The sequence below is a fragment of the Shewanella sp. MR-4 genome (assembly GCF_000014685.1).
Classification (GTDB): domain Bacteria; phylum Pseudomonadota; class Gammaproteobacteria; order Enterobacterales; family Shewanellaceae; genus Shewanella.
On sequence record NC_008321.1, the window covers coordinates 2,470,296 to 2,485,662 of the forward strand.

The 15,367-nt window shown below is 48.5% G+C and carries 11 protein-coding genes; 5 read left to right on the top strand and 6 right to left on the bottom strand.

Annotation, left to right across the window (positions count from 1 at the left end):
• Positions 1 to 197: 197 nt before the first annotated feature.
• The gene (locus SHEWMR4_RS10940; protein ID WP_011622838.1) at positions 198 to 662 is read right to left on the bottom strand and encodes a hypothetical protein; all 465 of its coding nucleotides are present in this window, start codon (positions 660 to 662) and stop codon (positions 198 to 200) included.
• Positions 662 to 1,831: a PepSY-associated TM helix domain-containing protein gene (locus SHEWMR4_RS10945; RefSeq protein WP_011622839.1), complete on the bottom strand. Its 1,170-nt coding sequence runs from the start codon at positions 1,829 to 1,831 to the stop codon at positions 662 to 664. Before SHEWMR4_RS10945 ends, SHEWMR4_RS10940 begins: the two co-directional genes overlap by 1 nt.
• Before the next feature lie 229 nt (positions 1,832 to 2,060).
• Between SHEWMR4_RS10945 and SHEWMR4_RS10950 the strand changes: the two genes are divergently transcribed.
• Positions 2,061 to 2,882, top strand: coding sequence for an MBL fold metallo-hydrolase (locus SHEWMR4_RS10950; protein WP_011622840.1), 822 nt, complete (start codon positions 2,061 to 2,063; stop codon positions 2,880 to 2,882).
• A 254-nt stretch (positions 2,883 to 3,136) separates the two neighbouring features.
• Positions 3,137 to 4,093 (top strand): hypothetical protein, encoded by a 957-nt coding sequence (locus SHEWMR4_RS10955; protein WP_011622841.1) that lies wholly within the window; start codon positions 3,137 to 3,139, stop codon positions 4,091 to 4,093.
• A 10-nt stretch (positions 4,094 to 4,103) separates the two neighbouring features.
• On the opposite strand, the gene SHEWMR4_RS10960 is transcribed toward SHEWMR4_RS10955, so the two are convergent.
• The 3 genes from SHEWMR4_RS10960 to SHEWMR4_RS10975 form a co-directional block, all read right to left on the bottom strand.
• Positions 4,104 to 4,886 carry a CLCA_X family protein gene (locus tag SHEWMR4_RS10960; RefSeq protein ID WP_041408775.1) on the bottom strand — a complete coding sequence of 261 codons (783 nt, stop codon included), beginning with the start codon at positions 4,884 to 4,886 and terminating at the stop codon, positions 4,104 to 4,106.
• 331 nt (positions 4,887 to 5,217) lie between these two features.
• On the bottom strand, positions 5,218 to 6,441 hold the full coding sequence (locus tag SHEWMR4_RS20775) for an AraC family transcriptional regulator (RefSeq protein ID WP_011622843.1): 1,224 nt from the start codon (positions 6,439 to 6,441) through the stop codon (positions 5,218 to 5,220).
• A complete protein-coding gene (locus SHEWMR4_RS10975) occupies positions 6,441 to 7,406 on the bottom strand; it encodes a GGDEF domain-containing protein (RefSeq protein ID WP_011622844.1) in 966 nt (321 codons plus the stop codon). The genes SHEWMR4_RS20775 and SHEWMR4_RS10975 overlap by 1 nt, the downstream gene beginning before the upstream one ends.
• Before the next feature lie 651 nt (positions 7,407 to 8,057).
• On the opposite strand from SHEWMR4_RS10975, the gene SHEWMR4_RS10980 reads away from it, so the two are divergent.
• The 3 genes from SHEWMR4_RS10980 (at position 8,058) to SHEWMR4_RS10990 (ending at position 14,670) form a co-directional block, all read left to right on the top strand.
• The gene (locus tag SHEWMR4_RS10980) at positions 8,058 to 10,886 is read left to right on the top strand and encodes a TonB-dependent receptor (protein ID WP_011622845.1); all 2,829 of its coding nucleotides are present in this window, start codon (positions 8,058 to 8,060) and stop codon (positions 10,884 to 10,886) included.
• Positions 10,887 to 10,910: 24 nt separating this feature from the next.
• Complete coding sequence (locus tag SHEWMR4_RS10985) at positions 10,911 to 12,848, top strand: phytase (protein ID WP_011622846.1); 1,938 nt, start codon at positions 10,911 to 10,913, stop codon at positions 12,846 to 12,848.
• Positions 12,849 to 13,077: 229 nt separating this feature from the next.
• Positions 13,078 to 14,670: an ABC-F family ATPase gene (locus tag SHEWMR4_RS10990; protein ID WP_011622847.1), complete on the top strand. Its 1,593-nt coding sequence runs from the start codon at positions 13,078 to 13,080 to the stop codon at positions 14,668 to 14,670.
• A 169-nt stretch (positions 14,671 to 14,839) separates the two neighbouring features.
• Here the strand turns inward: SHEWMR4_RS10990 and SHEWMR4_RS10995 are convergent, their stop codons facing one another.
• On the bottom strand, positions 14,840 to 15,289 hold the full coding sequence (locus SHEWMR4_RS10995; protein WP_011622848.1) for an SRPBCC family protein: 450 nt from the start codon (positions 15,287 to 15,289) through the stop codon (positions 14,840 to 14,842).
• Positions 15,290 to 15,367: the final 78 nt, after the last annotated feature.

Here is a 15,367-nt window from a genome sequence, read left to right on the forward strand (position 1 = left end):
CCAAAGAAAAGGCCATCAAAATTAGATGGCCTTTTACTTTCAACCCCACAAATCTGAATACCGTTTATCAGTCTATAGCCTAAAGCTATTTTATTTCGCCCACGTTTGTGACTATCGTCTGCACCATTTTAGTCAAGGCTGTGAAATATAGACTGGAAAGCAACCTCACCCCTTTTGAGTAAACAAACTCAACGCTATTACTGCACTAACACCGCCTCGGGTACGGGCCATTGGCTAACCAACCATTCGCCCTGCCAATTTTGAATCGACACCCACAAGCTGTCCGTTGCCGCTAACTTAGCGCCAGTGATCGCATGCACATGCTGACCATGTTTGCTGCCATGCAACACCCCGTTTTCGCCTTTTTGTAGGGCTTCCAATGGCAGAGCCTCTGGACCGATATTGGCATAACCCTGGCGAATATGGGCCACATTCCCCTGTTCAAAGATCAACATAAAATCTTTTACGTAATCATCGTGGTGCTTATAAGGTGCCTTTAAATCTAACGGCATTGGCGCGATTTTAAATTCACCTAATTGCTGGCTCGGCCACGCGGGGGGAAAACTCGGGTTAAGCGACTGATAGAGAAACACTAAGGGTAAGATCAAAATCAAACCACTGAGCTTATATTTATGTTTTAACCAAAATACCGATGATGCCATTAGCGTGCCTCCCCTAACATATCTGCGGCTAAGTCTTTGCTTTCGGCCTGTTTAAAGGCACGGACATGGCGTAATCCCCACATCATAAAACCGGTGATCGACATGCCCGAAAGCACTAGCCCAAAGAAGAACCAAATCAATTTAGTCCAAATCCCGCCTAAGGTGCCGTAATGCAGCGGATCGGCAATATGCATTAAGGTCTGCATACCTGTCATGGTTTCTGGCGAGGTCGCGCTAGCAATCTCACCCGTCCACGGATTGATACTGAGGTTGTAGGAATATTGATCGTAGAAGATATGATCGCCACTACCGCTCAGATGATACATATCCCGTTGATGCTCAGGCAGCATCACATAACTTGGCTGAAAATCGGGGAAGCGCTGCTTAGCTAAACTTAAGGCCTCAGTAAAAGAGACATTGGCGCTTGGCGCTTGTGGATCACCCGCTTGCATCAGCGGCACTTGCTCGGCGGCAATAATAGGGGCATGGGGCTCGATATCAATATCCGCATGCCAGAAGATAGCTTGAACTAAATACCACAGCCCAGTCAGGCTCATAATCGCAATAAACCAAATCGACCAGACGCCGGATAATTTATGCAAATCAGAGAGTAAAGTTTTCTTCCCTTGGGTAAGTCTAAGTTTGGGTGCAAAAAAGCTGCGCCAAAAACGCTTATAAACGATCAATCCAGTAATCAATGAGGCAAGCATCATAAGTGCCATAGAGCAAACAAGGTAATAGCCGATGCTGTAACCGCTTTGCCAAGGAAACAACAACCAACCATGCAAAGAACGCATAAAGCCAATAAAGGTTAGTCCTTCGTTGATCTGCTGAATTTGCCCCGTATATTGATTCACATAGGCGATAGCATAAGGTTTATCGGCATCGGTAAAGGTAAACGCATTGACTAAGTAAGGCTCAAAGGTCATCGCCCCCATCACCTGCGCATTCGGATAGGCCTTTTCGACCACCAGCATTAATTCATCGACGGGTTTCGCGGGCAGCTCATCTGGATTGAGCGCACGGGCTGCGGGGTTGGTCAGCCAAGTCAGTTCATGACTGAGTACGGCAACCGTGCCCGTTAAGCAGATAAAACTGAATAAAATCCAGATGGGCAAAGATACCCAACCGTGTAACATAAACCAGAAGCGATTACTTATTTTCGCCATGGGGGATTGTTCCTACCTCTTTTAGAATCCCGATAGTGTAAGGTTAATGCGAATTGTTATCAATACGACATATTGATAATACGATAGGTTTATAAGATTTGTCACAAATTAAGCAGATGTGAGAGTTGGCGAGACAGCTAACTGACGCTAATAATGCGTATAGATTTGATGCGAATAGATTTGATGCGAATAGATTTCAACACTCACACTTAATCATAGGCTTGCCTACATGTATAAAGCATTAGCTCCCCTCGTCTTTGTTACATGCTATTTTGCAGCCAACGCCGATACCATCACTATTGAAAAAGTCTCCGATCAACTACTGCAGTTGAAAGGTGTGGACTACGGAACCAATATCGGCGTGCTATCAACGAGCGAAGGCTTAGTGTTTATCGACCCTATGCCAGGGGATGAACACTTAGATACCTTAAGTCGTACCATCCAATCCCTCTATGGCAAACCCGTTAAATTTATCTTGAATACCCATGAACACACCGATCATACCGGCGGTAATCAATATTTTATCCAACAAGGTGCCAGCTTAGCGCCAACACAAAGCCTAGCGTCAGCGCAGTCATTCATGGCAGAGATAGTGACCATTCAAGTTTCATCCCATTCTGCTGCCGACAGGATCTATTTTCACCCGCAAAGTAACAGCCTATTTGTCGGCGATATTGTCGATAACAGCTGGCACCCCACATTCTATGCCGGTGGAATACGCGGCTTTAATGCGGCAATCAACCACATTTTACGCCTCGGCGATGAAGACAGCCTTATCGTGCCGGGGCATGGTAAGCCAAGTAATAAAGCATCACTTCGCAGCTTTCAGCAAAACACCAACGACTGGGTACACTTGATTGAAACCCAGCTAGATGCGGGTAACAGTGTGGAGGACATCATTCAACATCCACAGGTCGCGACCCTTATTGCACGCTTTAATCAGGAGGATAAATCCCCTTTTCTACCGCCAAAGGCTTTAAGGAAATTTATCGAAAGAACCATTAGCGTGATTGAAAAAGCGCGTCTTAGCACGCCAACCAATAGCAACTAAATCATTCAGTGAGCCATTTAGTTAACTCACTAAAAACGCTAAATAATGAGTTCAAAAAGGCGTTCGATGGCATCAGGTTGCAAGTGTCTCTTTAAACGTGAAACTCCCCATCAAACCTTAATAAAACAGTCTAACGTACTGTTATTGTGAAATTTTATTAATGAGTCTACAGAGACTCGATAGGGAATAGCCCTTTAGTCAGCGGGGAAGTTCCAGTACAATTAGCCTCTTTGTTTTACAGAGTCCTTGCGAGTATGTCCTATCCACAGCCCTTAGCCGATGCGCCTCAATCACATACGCATATGCACCGTCAATTGGCTGAGCCACAACCCAGGATTTCGTTAAGCGCATTTGCCGAGCAGCTCAAGCTTGAGCAGGCCACCATTATCGGTAACGCTTCGGGCGACTGGCAACCCGCAAACAAAGGACTCACCTTTATCTTCAATGGCACCCAATGCCCAGAAGATGTATCTTCCCATGGCCAAGTGGTCAATATTGCCAATGGTGGCTTTGCCGAATCTCAATATGCCTTCGAAGTGCAAGGTCATCCCCAAGGCGTGCAACTGGCAAAGGCTCTGACCCAAATCGCGACCGATCTCACCCCTTCCCTCGGCTGCTGGCCTTCTTCGGGCCTAACCACAGTCGTGTTAATGATGTCATTAGCCAAAAAGGTACAAGTTCAGCGGATGTCGCTGTTGCCGAGCTTACAGCGCAGTATGGACCTGCCAGACAACATTCATTTGCCTTGTATGGTACACAACTGGCTTGGAGAGAGAAGAATCGCCCAAACGCTGCTATGCGAGCGTATCGATTGGCCTGAATTTACCTTAACGCCGTGGGAGAGTATGCATAAGGCCTGTGAGACTGATGGCGCAGAGAGTAAACCAACTCGCCACACTGACCGAAACGAACGATTTGAAGATCCCTTCAGCCAACTGGATTTACTCAGACAATCCACACTTACACCAAACGTAAGTGAGCAAACAAAGCAACAACTACGTGAACAGTTAGCCAAACTCGCCCTTACACCCAGTGCGATTTGGCAACAATTTGCTGAAAAATCGAAGCTTAAAGCATGCGAGTCACTGTTTTTTAATCATCAGCCCGAAAGCCAAATCAGCCCTTGGTATCTGATGGATTATGCCGCCTCACAAACCCTCGATGCCATTCGCCACCAGCTCGCCTATTGCCAGCAGCAACTCACGGACTAGCGCCTAAGGTTTATCCGGTTTTCCCTAACGCCATGCCTAATGGCTCAAAGTAGGCAATCAAGGCATTAAAGATACGTTGTCTATGTGGCTCATCGGGGTAGGCCCCTTCCTTTGCCAGCGCTGAATAGCGCGTGCCAGAGACTAAATAGGGATTTTGGATCCCTTGATAGGATTCGATGCAGGCCTCAAAGGCCCTCGCCATCATTTCCGTCGGTTTAGCAAAATACTGCGCACCATAACGCTTATCTAAGGCAATTGCGCGGCGAACGTAATCACTTGGCTCCAAATTGTCCTCGGAGAGCAAGGTAACCCGAAAGATCTCAGCTAAACGGTGATTAAGGGGATGCTCGATAAGCGGCTGATCCGCAAGCCAGAGATCGCTGGCGCACTTAAAACGTCCCGTGGCGCGCGAAAACGCCTTAGGGGCAACATAGTGGTCAAACGCATGCCAAAACTCATGGGCCAGCGCCCCAGCACCCGCATTTTTCGCTAATGCCAATTCTCGCGCCCCTGGCGCATAGTGTGCCTGCACACCCTTTTGCCCACCGTGGCCAAAGGCAAGGCTTAAGGTTTGCCTTAGTCCTAAGGTCAACGGCGGTAAAATGAGGATAAAGGCAAGATCTGCCAGCGAATCAAATACCAAATTCGCGGCAATCAATGACTCCTCGCGCGTGACCCAACGTCCCACACGTACATGGCTAAAACCAAAGGTTTGCTTCACATCGAGAAAGGTCATTTGCTCCCCAAAGCGATAATCGGGGCCATGACGATGGTATTGCTGATGGATTAGCACGCGATCCCTTAAAACGGCAAGTGAAAGGTCGAGGACGGTTATTCTAAGTGAAACAAAACAGCATTTATAGCCCAGTCCTTCAACGATACAAGGCACTTTAATACTCACATACGTAATGGCACAGACAAAAATCCATTTTGAGTATCTATTCACACATTTGCATAAATAAAAATATAACCCTCGGGAATTTTCTAACAAATATTCAAATCAATGAATAGTCATTCAAAAACGGATAAAGATGGTTTATTTATCATCAGTCTGGAGGGAAATTGCGGGGAGCTGTTGTTTAAGCTAATTGGGGCCTGGCTTATGGGGACTGGGCTAATTGGAGCTAGGCTAACCAAAAGCGGAAATACGCAGGCAGTTGACCTGTCCAACGTTTAAAGGAACGCCTGAAATTACTGGCATCACTGAAGGATAGAGAATTAGCAATCGTGTGCGCGTCTTGCTCGGGTTCGGCTAAAAAATACAGCGCCCGGATCAAACGCGTTTCGTCGGCAAGTTGCCCGTAACTTAAGCCCATCTCCGTCAGGCGGCGTTTTAAGGTTGCGGGGCTCATCTCCAGCGATTGTGCCATCTCTGGCAAGGAAAGAGTGCTGCGCATCAGTTTAAGGCGGATCCCTCCCGCCAACCCAAGGCGAAACTCGTGTGTTAACAACGCTTGGCGAGCCGCCTGGGTCATATTCGGCGCAGGAGCGATATTCGACGCTGACATTATATTTGGCGCCTGATCCAGCCTATTCTGTTGAGATACAATAGTTTGAGACGCTGTGGCTTGAGTTCCTATTGCTTGTGATGCAATGGCTAAAGAGTCACCCACAGAATGACTAGCGCCATGATGAATCACACCATTATGAATGAGATTGTCATCCCTCTCTTCCCCAGTTGATAAGGCATAGGCCGTGCTCTGGCGCGCAAATAATGAGGGTTGGCGTAACTGGGCTTTAGTCATCGAAATCCGGCAAAGGGGCGCATCGAAACTTAAGTCGGTACCAAAGTATTTATAGTAATGGGCCAAATTATCCGGCGCGCGGTAGGGAAAGCACAGACTGCCGCGCCAAGCTTGCCCAAGCAGCTGCTTACAGGCTGCGGTAAGCGACGACAGACTCAGCTCAATCAAAAACTGCCGATGGCGCTGCATACCTAAGTCTAGACTCAAGAGATAATGCCACTCATGCTCGCCTTGGCAGCACCAAGTTTGCAGCCAAGGCTGAGTGAGCCAATGATACTTATGCCAAACGCGGCTTAATGCCTGTAAATCCTGCGCGCAAAACATGGCCGCCGTCAGCGCGCCGCTTTGGGATGGCAACCAACGTTGACCCAATAAAAAACTTAAATCGCCGCTTGGCCACAGGGAGAGCGCATTATCCAGCAGTCGTGATAATTGCTTGGGACTAATAAGGTGATCGGGTTTACGAATATCCGCGATAAAAATCCCCGTCCCGCGCAGTAACTTATCAGTATCCAATTCACGCTGCTTAAATAACATCACTAAACTTGCCACCAGCAATTGGCTATCGATACATTTATCCTGCCATGTGGCGAGCGCGCGCATCAGTTAAGCCCGCTTTCAGTCGAGGTGCTGCACGAATGAAACGGCTGAGTGAAAGGTGCCGCTGAGGCGCGATACGCTTTTTGCTGTGATATTTTTTGATTCAATAATTGCAACAGCGTTGCAGCCTCAGCCTTTGGACTATTCTGCTTGTCCTGCCTATCCAATGCTTTGGGAGAGGGTAGCGTCCAAACCACTGAAACAGAGCAGCCCAACTCCTTCACCCCTTGCTGTATCTGCTCTGCCATCACACTCACTAAGGGCGGAATGGCGCCACGCATCAGAATGATAAAGCGATCGCCAGCATAACGGCAGACTAAATCCTGACTTCTTAGGCTCGCGCTTAGCCACAATGCCAACTGGGACAACAGCCTATCACCCTCTTCGACGCCGTTTGATTCGTTGTATTGATGAAAATTATCGACATCAAGCATAATAAGACCAAATGATTGATTTTGCGATATTTGTCTAATGAGATGCTGTTCGAAGGCCTTGGCATCATTGAGTAAGGTTAAACCGTCGGTTAACTGATGTTCGCGGTGAAACTGCTCCCGAGTTTGTAGCTGGCGATTGACGACGGTTTGCTCATCGCGCCATAACCATAAACCGTAGGTCAACACCAGCAGCCCGACAGGCGTGGGCATCTTTTCAAACCAGTTATATACAGGAATGGTTTTGACGATAAAAATCTCGTCCAGTAAATCCAAATAACAACCCAAACAATAGCTTGATAGGCCCGCAATCAACAGATTTGTCACTCTACCCGAGGGGCGCACCGAGACCATCACCATCAGCCAGCACATGCCGAGCACGAATAAGGCGCCCTCGGTGACCACATCAAACCAATCGACCGCCGTTATGGTTTTGGCCGTGGTGCTCTGCCAAAGCAGTAAAGGCACCATAAAGATGATCAGCAGACTCACGACATAGACGCTGGCGAGCCGTAATGATTTTGCAGGAGTTTCCAAAATACACACCTTGTTTAATAAAGCCCTAAAGGGAGAATTAAGCCTTGATACTATGGGGACGCAAGTTAGCGGGCTTTTATGACAACTCGGTGACGTCACTTGTCGCGACTTTACGATAGAAAATGCAGGATATATCTATAACTAATTAAATTTAAAGCTAAAAATAACCTTCCAACCTCACAACACGCAATGCTGCTGCGGCAAATTAGCTCAGGCAGTTTTCCGCTGAGTCGAGAAAAGTGCCATCTTCGCTTAATTTGAGTCCCTGTGAACTCAATCTACGCCGTATTCACGGCCCCAAAATCATCGCACCCCGCCCTAAAATAACGAGCCAAAATCTAAATAAACACTCTCTAACCCATTCTAAAGATGGGTTATTTTCACTTCAAACGGGATTAAACGATTCAATCATGCGAGCGACCCATAACAGCCAACGCCTTCTTATATGACGCTGATTCTGTAAGCGTCATTTTGGCTCAGCCTTAGCTCAAAATCGCCATATTACTCGGTAAAAGCGGGCCAAACCGTACGGCTCAACGATGCCGTCACAAATCTGACATTTTGCTCCCCTAACTTGGCCGCCATGACGAAGAGGCCTTCCCACAAGGCTTGCAATAACACTCAACTGAAACAACTGAAACGGAACTCAAGATGCAATCTCCAATCGCTCGACAATTAGGTTCTCTGATACCACAACAAGCGCATCCTGTCGCTAGGGTCCACAAACGTCTCACGTCGCGTCTCTCGGCCTTAAGCTTAGCCATGGTGCTCGCTGGACTGAGTCACAATGCTCTCGCCATAGGCAAACTTGAGGGGCAAATTCGCGATAACAGCAGCCAACAGCCCCTTGCAGGTGCAACCGTCACCTTAAAAGAGCTCAACCTTAGCCAACAAGCAGGCCGTGATGGCCGTTTCTTTTTTGTCGGTGTGCAGGATGGCGATTACACCTTAGTGGTCAACTACCTAGGGGCGATGCCAAACGAGCATAGGATCAGCATTCGCGATAAACAAACCACACTGCAAGATATCAACTTAAGCAGCCAAGATGATGTGGAGCATATCCGCGTGGTCGGCCAACAAGGCGCATTAAGTAAATCCATGAACCGCCAACGCGGCGCCGACAATGTGCTGAGCGTGGTCAGTGCCGATGTGCTGGGGAATTTCCCCGACAGCAATATCAGTGAATCACTGCAACGGGTGCCAGGGCTGTCTATCGAGCGGGATCAGGGCGAAGGTCGCTTTGTGCGCGTGCGCGGTATGGCGCCTGACTATAACTCAGTGTCGATGAACGGCACGCGCTTACCCTCACCCGAAAGCGATCGCCGTGCGGTTGCCCTTGATGTAGTGCCATCGGATCTATTGCAATCGGTAGAAGTGAGTAAAACCTTAACACCGGATATGGATGCCGATGCACTGGGCGGCGCCATTGAGGTCAAAAGTCTGTCGGCCTTCGATCGCGATGATACTTATCTCAACCTCAACGCCGAGGCGAGCCAAGATACCTTAACCGACAATACCAATCCCAAACTTGCCGCCAGCTACAGCGATATCTTTGCCGACAAGCTAGGGGTAGCCATAGGTGCCAGTTGGTATAACCGTGACTTTGGCTCAGACAACGTCGAAACCGGCGGTAAATGGGAATTTGCCGGGGATAACGGCTTTGAGGATGCGGCGCTTGAATCCGTCGATGCACGGGATTATGAAATCAATCGTGAACGTTTAGGCATAGGGGTGAACTTCGATTATCGCCCGAGCGATGATACCGATCTGTATCTGCGCACCCTTTACAGTGAGTTTGATGATACCGAAACCCGCAACAGCGCTAAAACCAAGTGGAAATCGCCGCAGCAAGAAAATGCCCTCAGCCAAGGCAAAACCACCCGCTCGCTAAAATCACGCACCGAGAACCAAAACATCACCTCCTTTGTGCTGGGCGGTCAAACCCGCTTCGAACGCTGGACCTTTGACTATCAAGCAAGCCACAGCACCGCCAGCGCCGACAAACCGCGGGATATTGCCGGCGCCAACTTTGTCGCCAAGATTGATAACACGGGTTTTAGCAATACCAATCAGCCACAGATAATCGCCCCCGAAGACTATTACCAAAACGACAATTTTGAATTAGATGAAATTGAAGTTGCCGCCTCCAAGGCCGAAGACACCATCAACAGTGGCCAACTGGATCTCACCCGCCAGTTAACCATTGCGGATTACAGCGTCGAGCTAAAAACTGGGGTCAAGCTGAGCCGCCGCGATAAATCCAATCGCGAAGATATTTGGATCTACAGCGACTTAGGCGATCAAGGCGTGAGCGATGAAGACTTGTTATTGAGTCAATACGCAGGCAATGAGCTTGACTATGACCTCGGCCGCTTTGGCAGCGGCATCAATGCTGCGCCGCTATGGCAGCTTATCGACAGCCTCGATGCCGACAGCAATCGCGATGATATCGAGTCCACCATTAACGATTTTGATATCAGCGAAGATATCAACGCCGCCTACCTGATGGGCCACATCGATATCGAGAAACTGCGTATCTTAACTGGGCTGCGTTTTGAGCAAAATCAATGGGATTCTAGCGGGTACGGTTACGATGGTGCCAAGGGCGAGTTTATCGATATCAAGCATTCCCGCGATGAAGATCATTGGCTGCCCGCACTGCACCTCACTTACCGCTATAGCGACAATACCGTGCTGCGCGCCGCTTGGACCAACACCTTAGTGCGCCCAACATTCGGCCAATTAGCGCCGGGATATTTGCTCGAAGAGGATGATGGCGATATCGACTTAACCTTTGGTAATCCACAACTTAAGTCGCTCGAATCGATGAACTTTGACTTAAGCCTCGAGCACTATTTTGGCAATATCGGCTTAATTTCGGCGGGGCTGTTTTATAAAGATATCGACAACTTTATCTATCAGGCAGATTTAGCTGGTCGTGGCGATTATATCGATGCCCACAGCGCCGTGACCTTTGTCAATGGCGACAGTGCCGACATCTACGGCGTGGAGCTCAGCTATGTGCAAGAGTTTAACTTTTTGCCCGAGCCCTTTAATGCGCTGGTGCTCAACTCTAACCTCACCTACACAGATTCCAGTGCTCAGATCAGTTGGCTGGAGGATGGCCAATTACTGAGCCGCGATATTCCCATGCCAAGCCAATCGGATCTCACCGCAAACCTGTCCCTTGGCTATGAAAACAGCTACGCCAGTGTTTGGTTATCGGCGGCCTATAAATCCGAATATTTACAGGAAGTCACAGAGCTCAGTGATGAGCGCTACGATCTCTATCAAGACAATCATTTGCAGTGGGACTTTGTCGCCAAGGCCCATTTAACCAGCAATTTAACCTTGTATTTCAAAGGGGTGAACCTGACCGACGAGCCCTACTACAGCTACACGGGTGACAGCAGCTATAACGCCCAATACGAAGCCTATGGCCGCACTTTCCAGTTAGGCGTGCAGTACACCAACTATTAATCACCCATTGAAAAGAACGAAGATATGACAACAGCATTTACCCAAATTAGTGCCATAGCACTGACCTTAGGCCTTATCAGTGCGCCCTTGAGCGCCTTAGCTCAACCCGTCTCAGCCCAAGCTTATAAAGGCAGCCAAGCCCAAGCCTTGCTGTTTAACAACGATAACAACGCAGTAATCCCTGCAGTCGATTGGCTGTGGGTGAGTGAAAAGCAAGGTTTGATGCGACAAAGCATGCCAAGCGCAGATAAAACGCCCCTGCCCGCCGCGAAAACCTTAGTTAAGGGTGAGTTTGAGCTGTTAGCCTTTAGCGATCCCTATGCTTTAACGCTCGATCGCCGCGCCGATCGCATTCGCCCTATCATGATCAAACAGATAGAAGGCAAAGTCGCGACCAATGTATTGCCATTGCTGCCGATGGCATCGTTTGAAATCAATTGGATCTGCATTCAGCCAAGGCCGCAGGATGGCAATATCTATGCGTGGTTTGGCGGCGAAGACGGTTATAGCGAGCAATGGCTGTTAGGCGATGCCGGACACTTTATGCCGAAAAAGCTGCGCAGTCAGGCGATTCCCGTCAACAGCACCAGCTGCGCCATCGATGGCGACAAACTGCTAGTCAGTGAGCCAGAAGCCGGTGTCTGGCAATTTGATGCCAGCCCCTTTGCCGACAATAGCGCTAAGTTGGTTCTCGCCGCACTCAATAATGATATCGCGGGCATGCAAGTCATCGATGGCAAGTTATTGTTAAGCGATAAAAAAGGCGCCATTACCTTAGATAAACAGGCTATTGCGAACTACGACTTAGGGAAGGTACAGGGATTCAGTGGTTATCTAAGCGGAACCAGCACCAACAAGGCAATCCAGTTTGCTCTCTATGATGATAAAACCGATCAGTACTTATTTAGCCAAGCAGTCTTACCTAAAGACCTGAGTCAATCAAATAACGAGTCTAGCGATAATATTATCGAAATCCCTGCTTGGGTTGAAAGCGCGCCATCCGATAGGCCCGGCGATACCATGGACGACCCTGCGATTTGGGTGCATCCAACTCAACCAGAAAAAAGCCTAGTGCTTGGCACCAACAAACGTTGGGGACTCTTGAGCTTTAATATGCGTGGCGAGCAGGTTCAAGCCCTGCCATCGGGGCGTATCAATAACGTCGATCTGCGCCAGCAAGTGATGCTGGGCGGTAAAAAACGCGATATCGCGGTGGCGACCTTAAGAGATAACGACAGCCTCGCCTTCTATGAAATCGACGCTGAAGGGAAGCTCAACGAGTATTCCAATCAAGCCACCAATATGGTGGATATTTATGGTCTGTGCCTGTATCAAGATGCCGATACCCTGTATGTGTTCGCCAATGAAAAGTCTGGCCGCATCGCCCAATACCGCGTCGATTGGCAGGCAAATGGCCCAAGTATCGCGCTGGTGCGCGATATTCATACTCCAAGCCAAGTCGAAGGTTGTGTGGTCGATGAGGCTCAGCACGCGCTATTTATCGGTGAAGAGGACAAAGGCATTTGGCGCTTTAATGCCAAGGCCAATGGCGGCACCCAAGGCGAACTCATCATTAAAGCCGAGGGCGACTTAGTCCCTGATGTCGAAGGGATTTCACTCTACCAAGGCGCAACTATTCACGGTAAAAAGCAGGATCTGCTGGTGGTCTCCAGCCAAGGCGATAACAGCTACTTGCTGTATCAGGCGCAGCCGCCCTACGCCCAATTAGGCAAATTCCGCATTGGAATGAACCTTAACGGGATGGAAAATGGCCGTGAAACCAGTATCGATGCGAGCAGTGAAACCGATGGCTTAGCCGTGACTCACTTAAGCGTCGGCACGGGAGCTTGGCAACAGGGAATGCTAGTAGTACAGGATGGGCATAATCATTTACCCGATAATAATCAATCCTTTAAATGGCTGCCTTGGCGCAGTATTGTCGAGAAGTTATCGCTTAACTGAATATTGTCTCAATTGAAATCGGCATCTTCTGGTTAGACGAATGATAACCGAGCCCGAGTGGCTCGGTTTGCTTTTGCCTTGAACCTTTATGCTTGAAACTCGCATCTTGAGCCTGAAATCGCTATACTCCGCGCCCAAATATGTGGCCAATAACTAGCTCGATATTGCAATCCTTTGCGGTTGTCAGCTTTTTAAGCCGTTATTAACGACTTTTTCCTAGGACATACCCTTGATCTCTACCGCAAATATCACCATGCAATTCGGCCCAGAGCCATTATTTGAAAATATCTCGGCAAAATTTGGCAACGGCAACCGTTATGGTTTGATTGGCGCAAACGGCTGCGGCAAATCGACTTTTATGAAGATCTTAAGTGGCGCCCTCGCCCCAACCTCAGGCAATGTGTCTATCACGCCGGGTTTAAAGGTCGGCACCCTAAGCCAAGATCAATTCGCCTTCGAACAATACACAGTTATCGATGCGGTAATCATGGGCGATACCCAGCTGTGGAAAATCAAGCAAGAGCGTGATGCTATTTATGCCAAACCCGATATGACCGAGGAAGATGGCATGCGTGTGGGCGATCTCGAGAGTGAATTCGCCGAAATGGACGGCTACAGCGCCGAGAGCCGCGCGGGCGAAATCTTGATTGAAGCCGGTATCGAAGAGTCCTTCCACTATGGCCCTATGTCACAGGTTGCACCCGGTTGGAAACTGCGCGTACTGTTAGCCCAAGCCCTGTTTGCTAACCCCGATATTCTGCTGCTCGACGAGCCCACCAACAACTTGGATATTCACACCATCAGTTGGCTCGAAACTGAGCTGAATAAGCGCAAATGCACCATGATCATCATTTCCCACGACAGACACTTCTTAAATGCTGTCTGTACCCATATGGCGGATATCGATTACGGTGAACTGCGAATTTACCCTGGCAACTACGAATACTTCCTCGAGCAATCGGCTCTGCAGCGCGAACAACTGCTGTCGAGCAACGCCAAGAAGAGCGCCGAAATTGAAGAACTACAGGACTTCGTTAACCGCTTCGGGGCTAACGCCTCTAAGGCAAAACTCGCCAGCTCACGCGCCAAGCGCATGGACAAAATTAAGCTGGATGAGGTCAAATCCTCCAGCCGTATCGCGCCATCGATTCGCTTCGCGCCGGGCAAAAAGATGCACCGTCAGGCATTGGTGCTTGAGAACCTCGCCCACGGTTTTGATGGCGAATTATTATTCGAAGGCGGCGATTTAATCCTCGAAGCCGGTGCAAAGCTTGCGATTATCGGCGAGAACGGCGTAGGTAAAACAACTTTATTACGCTGTTTAGTCAATGAGTTAATCCATAATCAAGGCGTGATTAAGTGGTCCGAAAACGCTTCCATTGGTTACTGCCCGCAGGACAGCACTAGCGACTTCGATAATGATTTGACTATTATTGAATGGATGGACCAATGGCGTCAGCCAAAACATAACGACTTGATGGTGCGAGCCATGTTAGGTCGTTTGCTGTTTACCGAAGATGATGCCAACAAAAAAGCGAAAAACTGCTCAGGCGGTGAGAAAAACCGTTTAATTTTCGGCAAGTTAATGATGCAAGATATCAACGTCATCATTATGGACGAACCGACTAACCATATGGATATGGAAGCGATTGAATCCTTAAATAATGCCCTCAAAGATTTTGAAGGCACATTGATTTTCGTTAGCCACGACCGCGAATTCGTGTCCTCGTTAGCGACCCGCATTATCGATATTCGGGATAGAAAATTGGTCAACTTCCAAGGGACCTTTGATGAGTATCTGGCAAACCTTGCCAGTGCATAATCCTGCTGCTGTTGTGTGATAAGCCTTTTTTAAAAGGCTTTATCCATTACCTAATAAGATAGCCCTATAAAGTTACCTAATAAAAAGACGCTACACTCTACTCGAGATAAGCGTCTTTTTTATATCCCACTCGCATATCACCCTTTATAACACCCAGTGACTGACTGCTTCATTCTGTTTTCGCTTCTACCAAAGCCGCAAGTTGCAGTAATGATTCCTGCCAACCTAAGTAACACATCTCCTCTGGGATCACGGCAGGAATGCCCTCCTGCGTGATCTGCAAACTGGTACCGCAGGAAACCTCGGTTAACTCAATAGTCACCTGCATCCCCCCAGGCAGATGTTCATCATCAAACTGGTCGGTATGGCGGATAAGTGTGTTGGGGATAAGCTCGTTATAGACCACCTTAAAGGAGTGACTGTGTCCGGTCGCAAATTGGGTAAAGCTCATGGAATACCCTGACCCAACGGCTAATTCAAACTCATGAATCGTTCCCACAAAGCCGCAAGGTGGTAACCAACGCTCTAGGGCCGCTTTATCGGTAAACGCCTTGTAGACTAACGCCGCTGGCGCACGTAGCACCCGATGTAACGTCACTGTACCTGTGTTATTGGGCATAACCTTATCCTTTAAAATGACCTTGAAGCATCGTGTCTGCTCTCAGTATTTAACCAGAGCGAAGACAAAATTATAGTT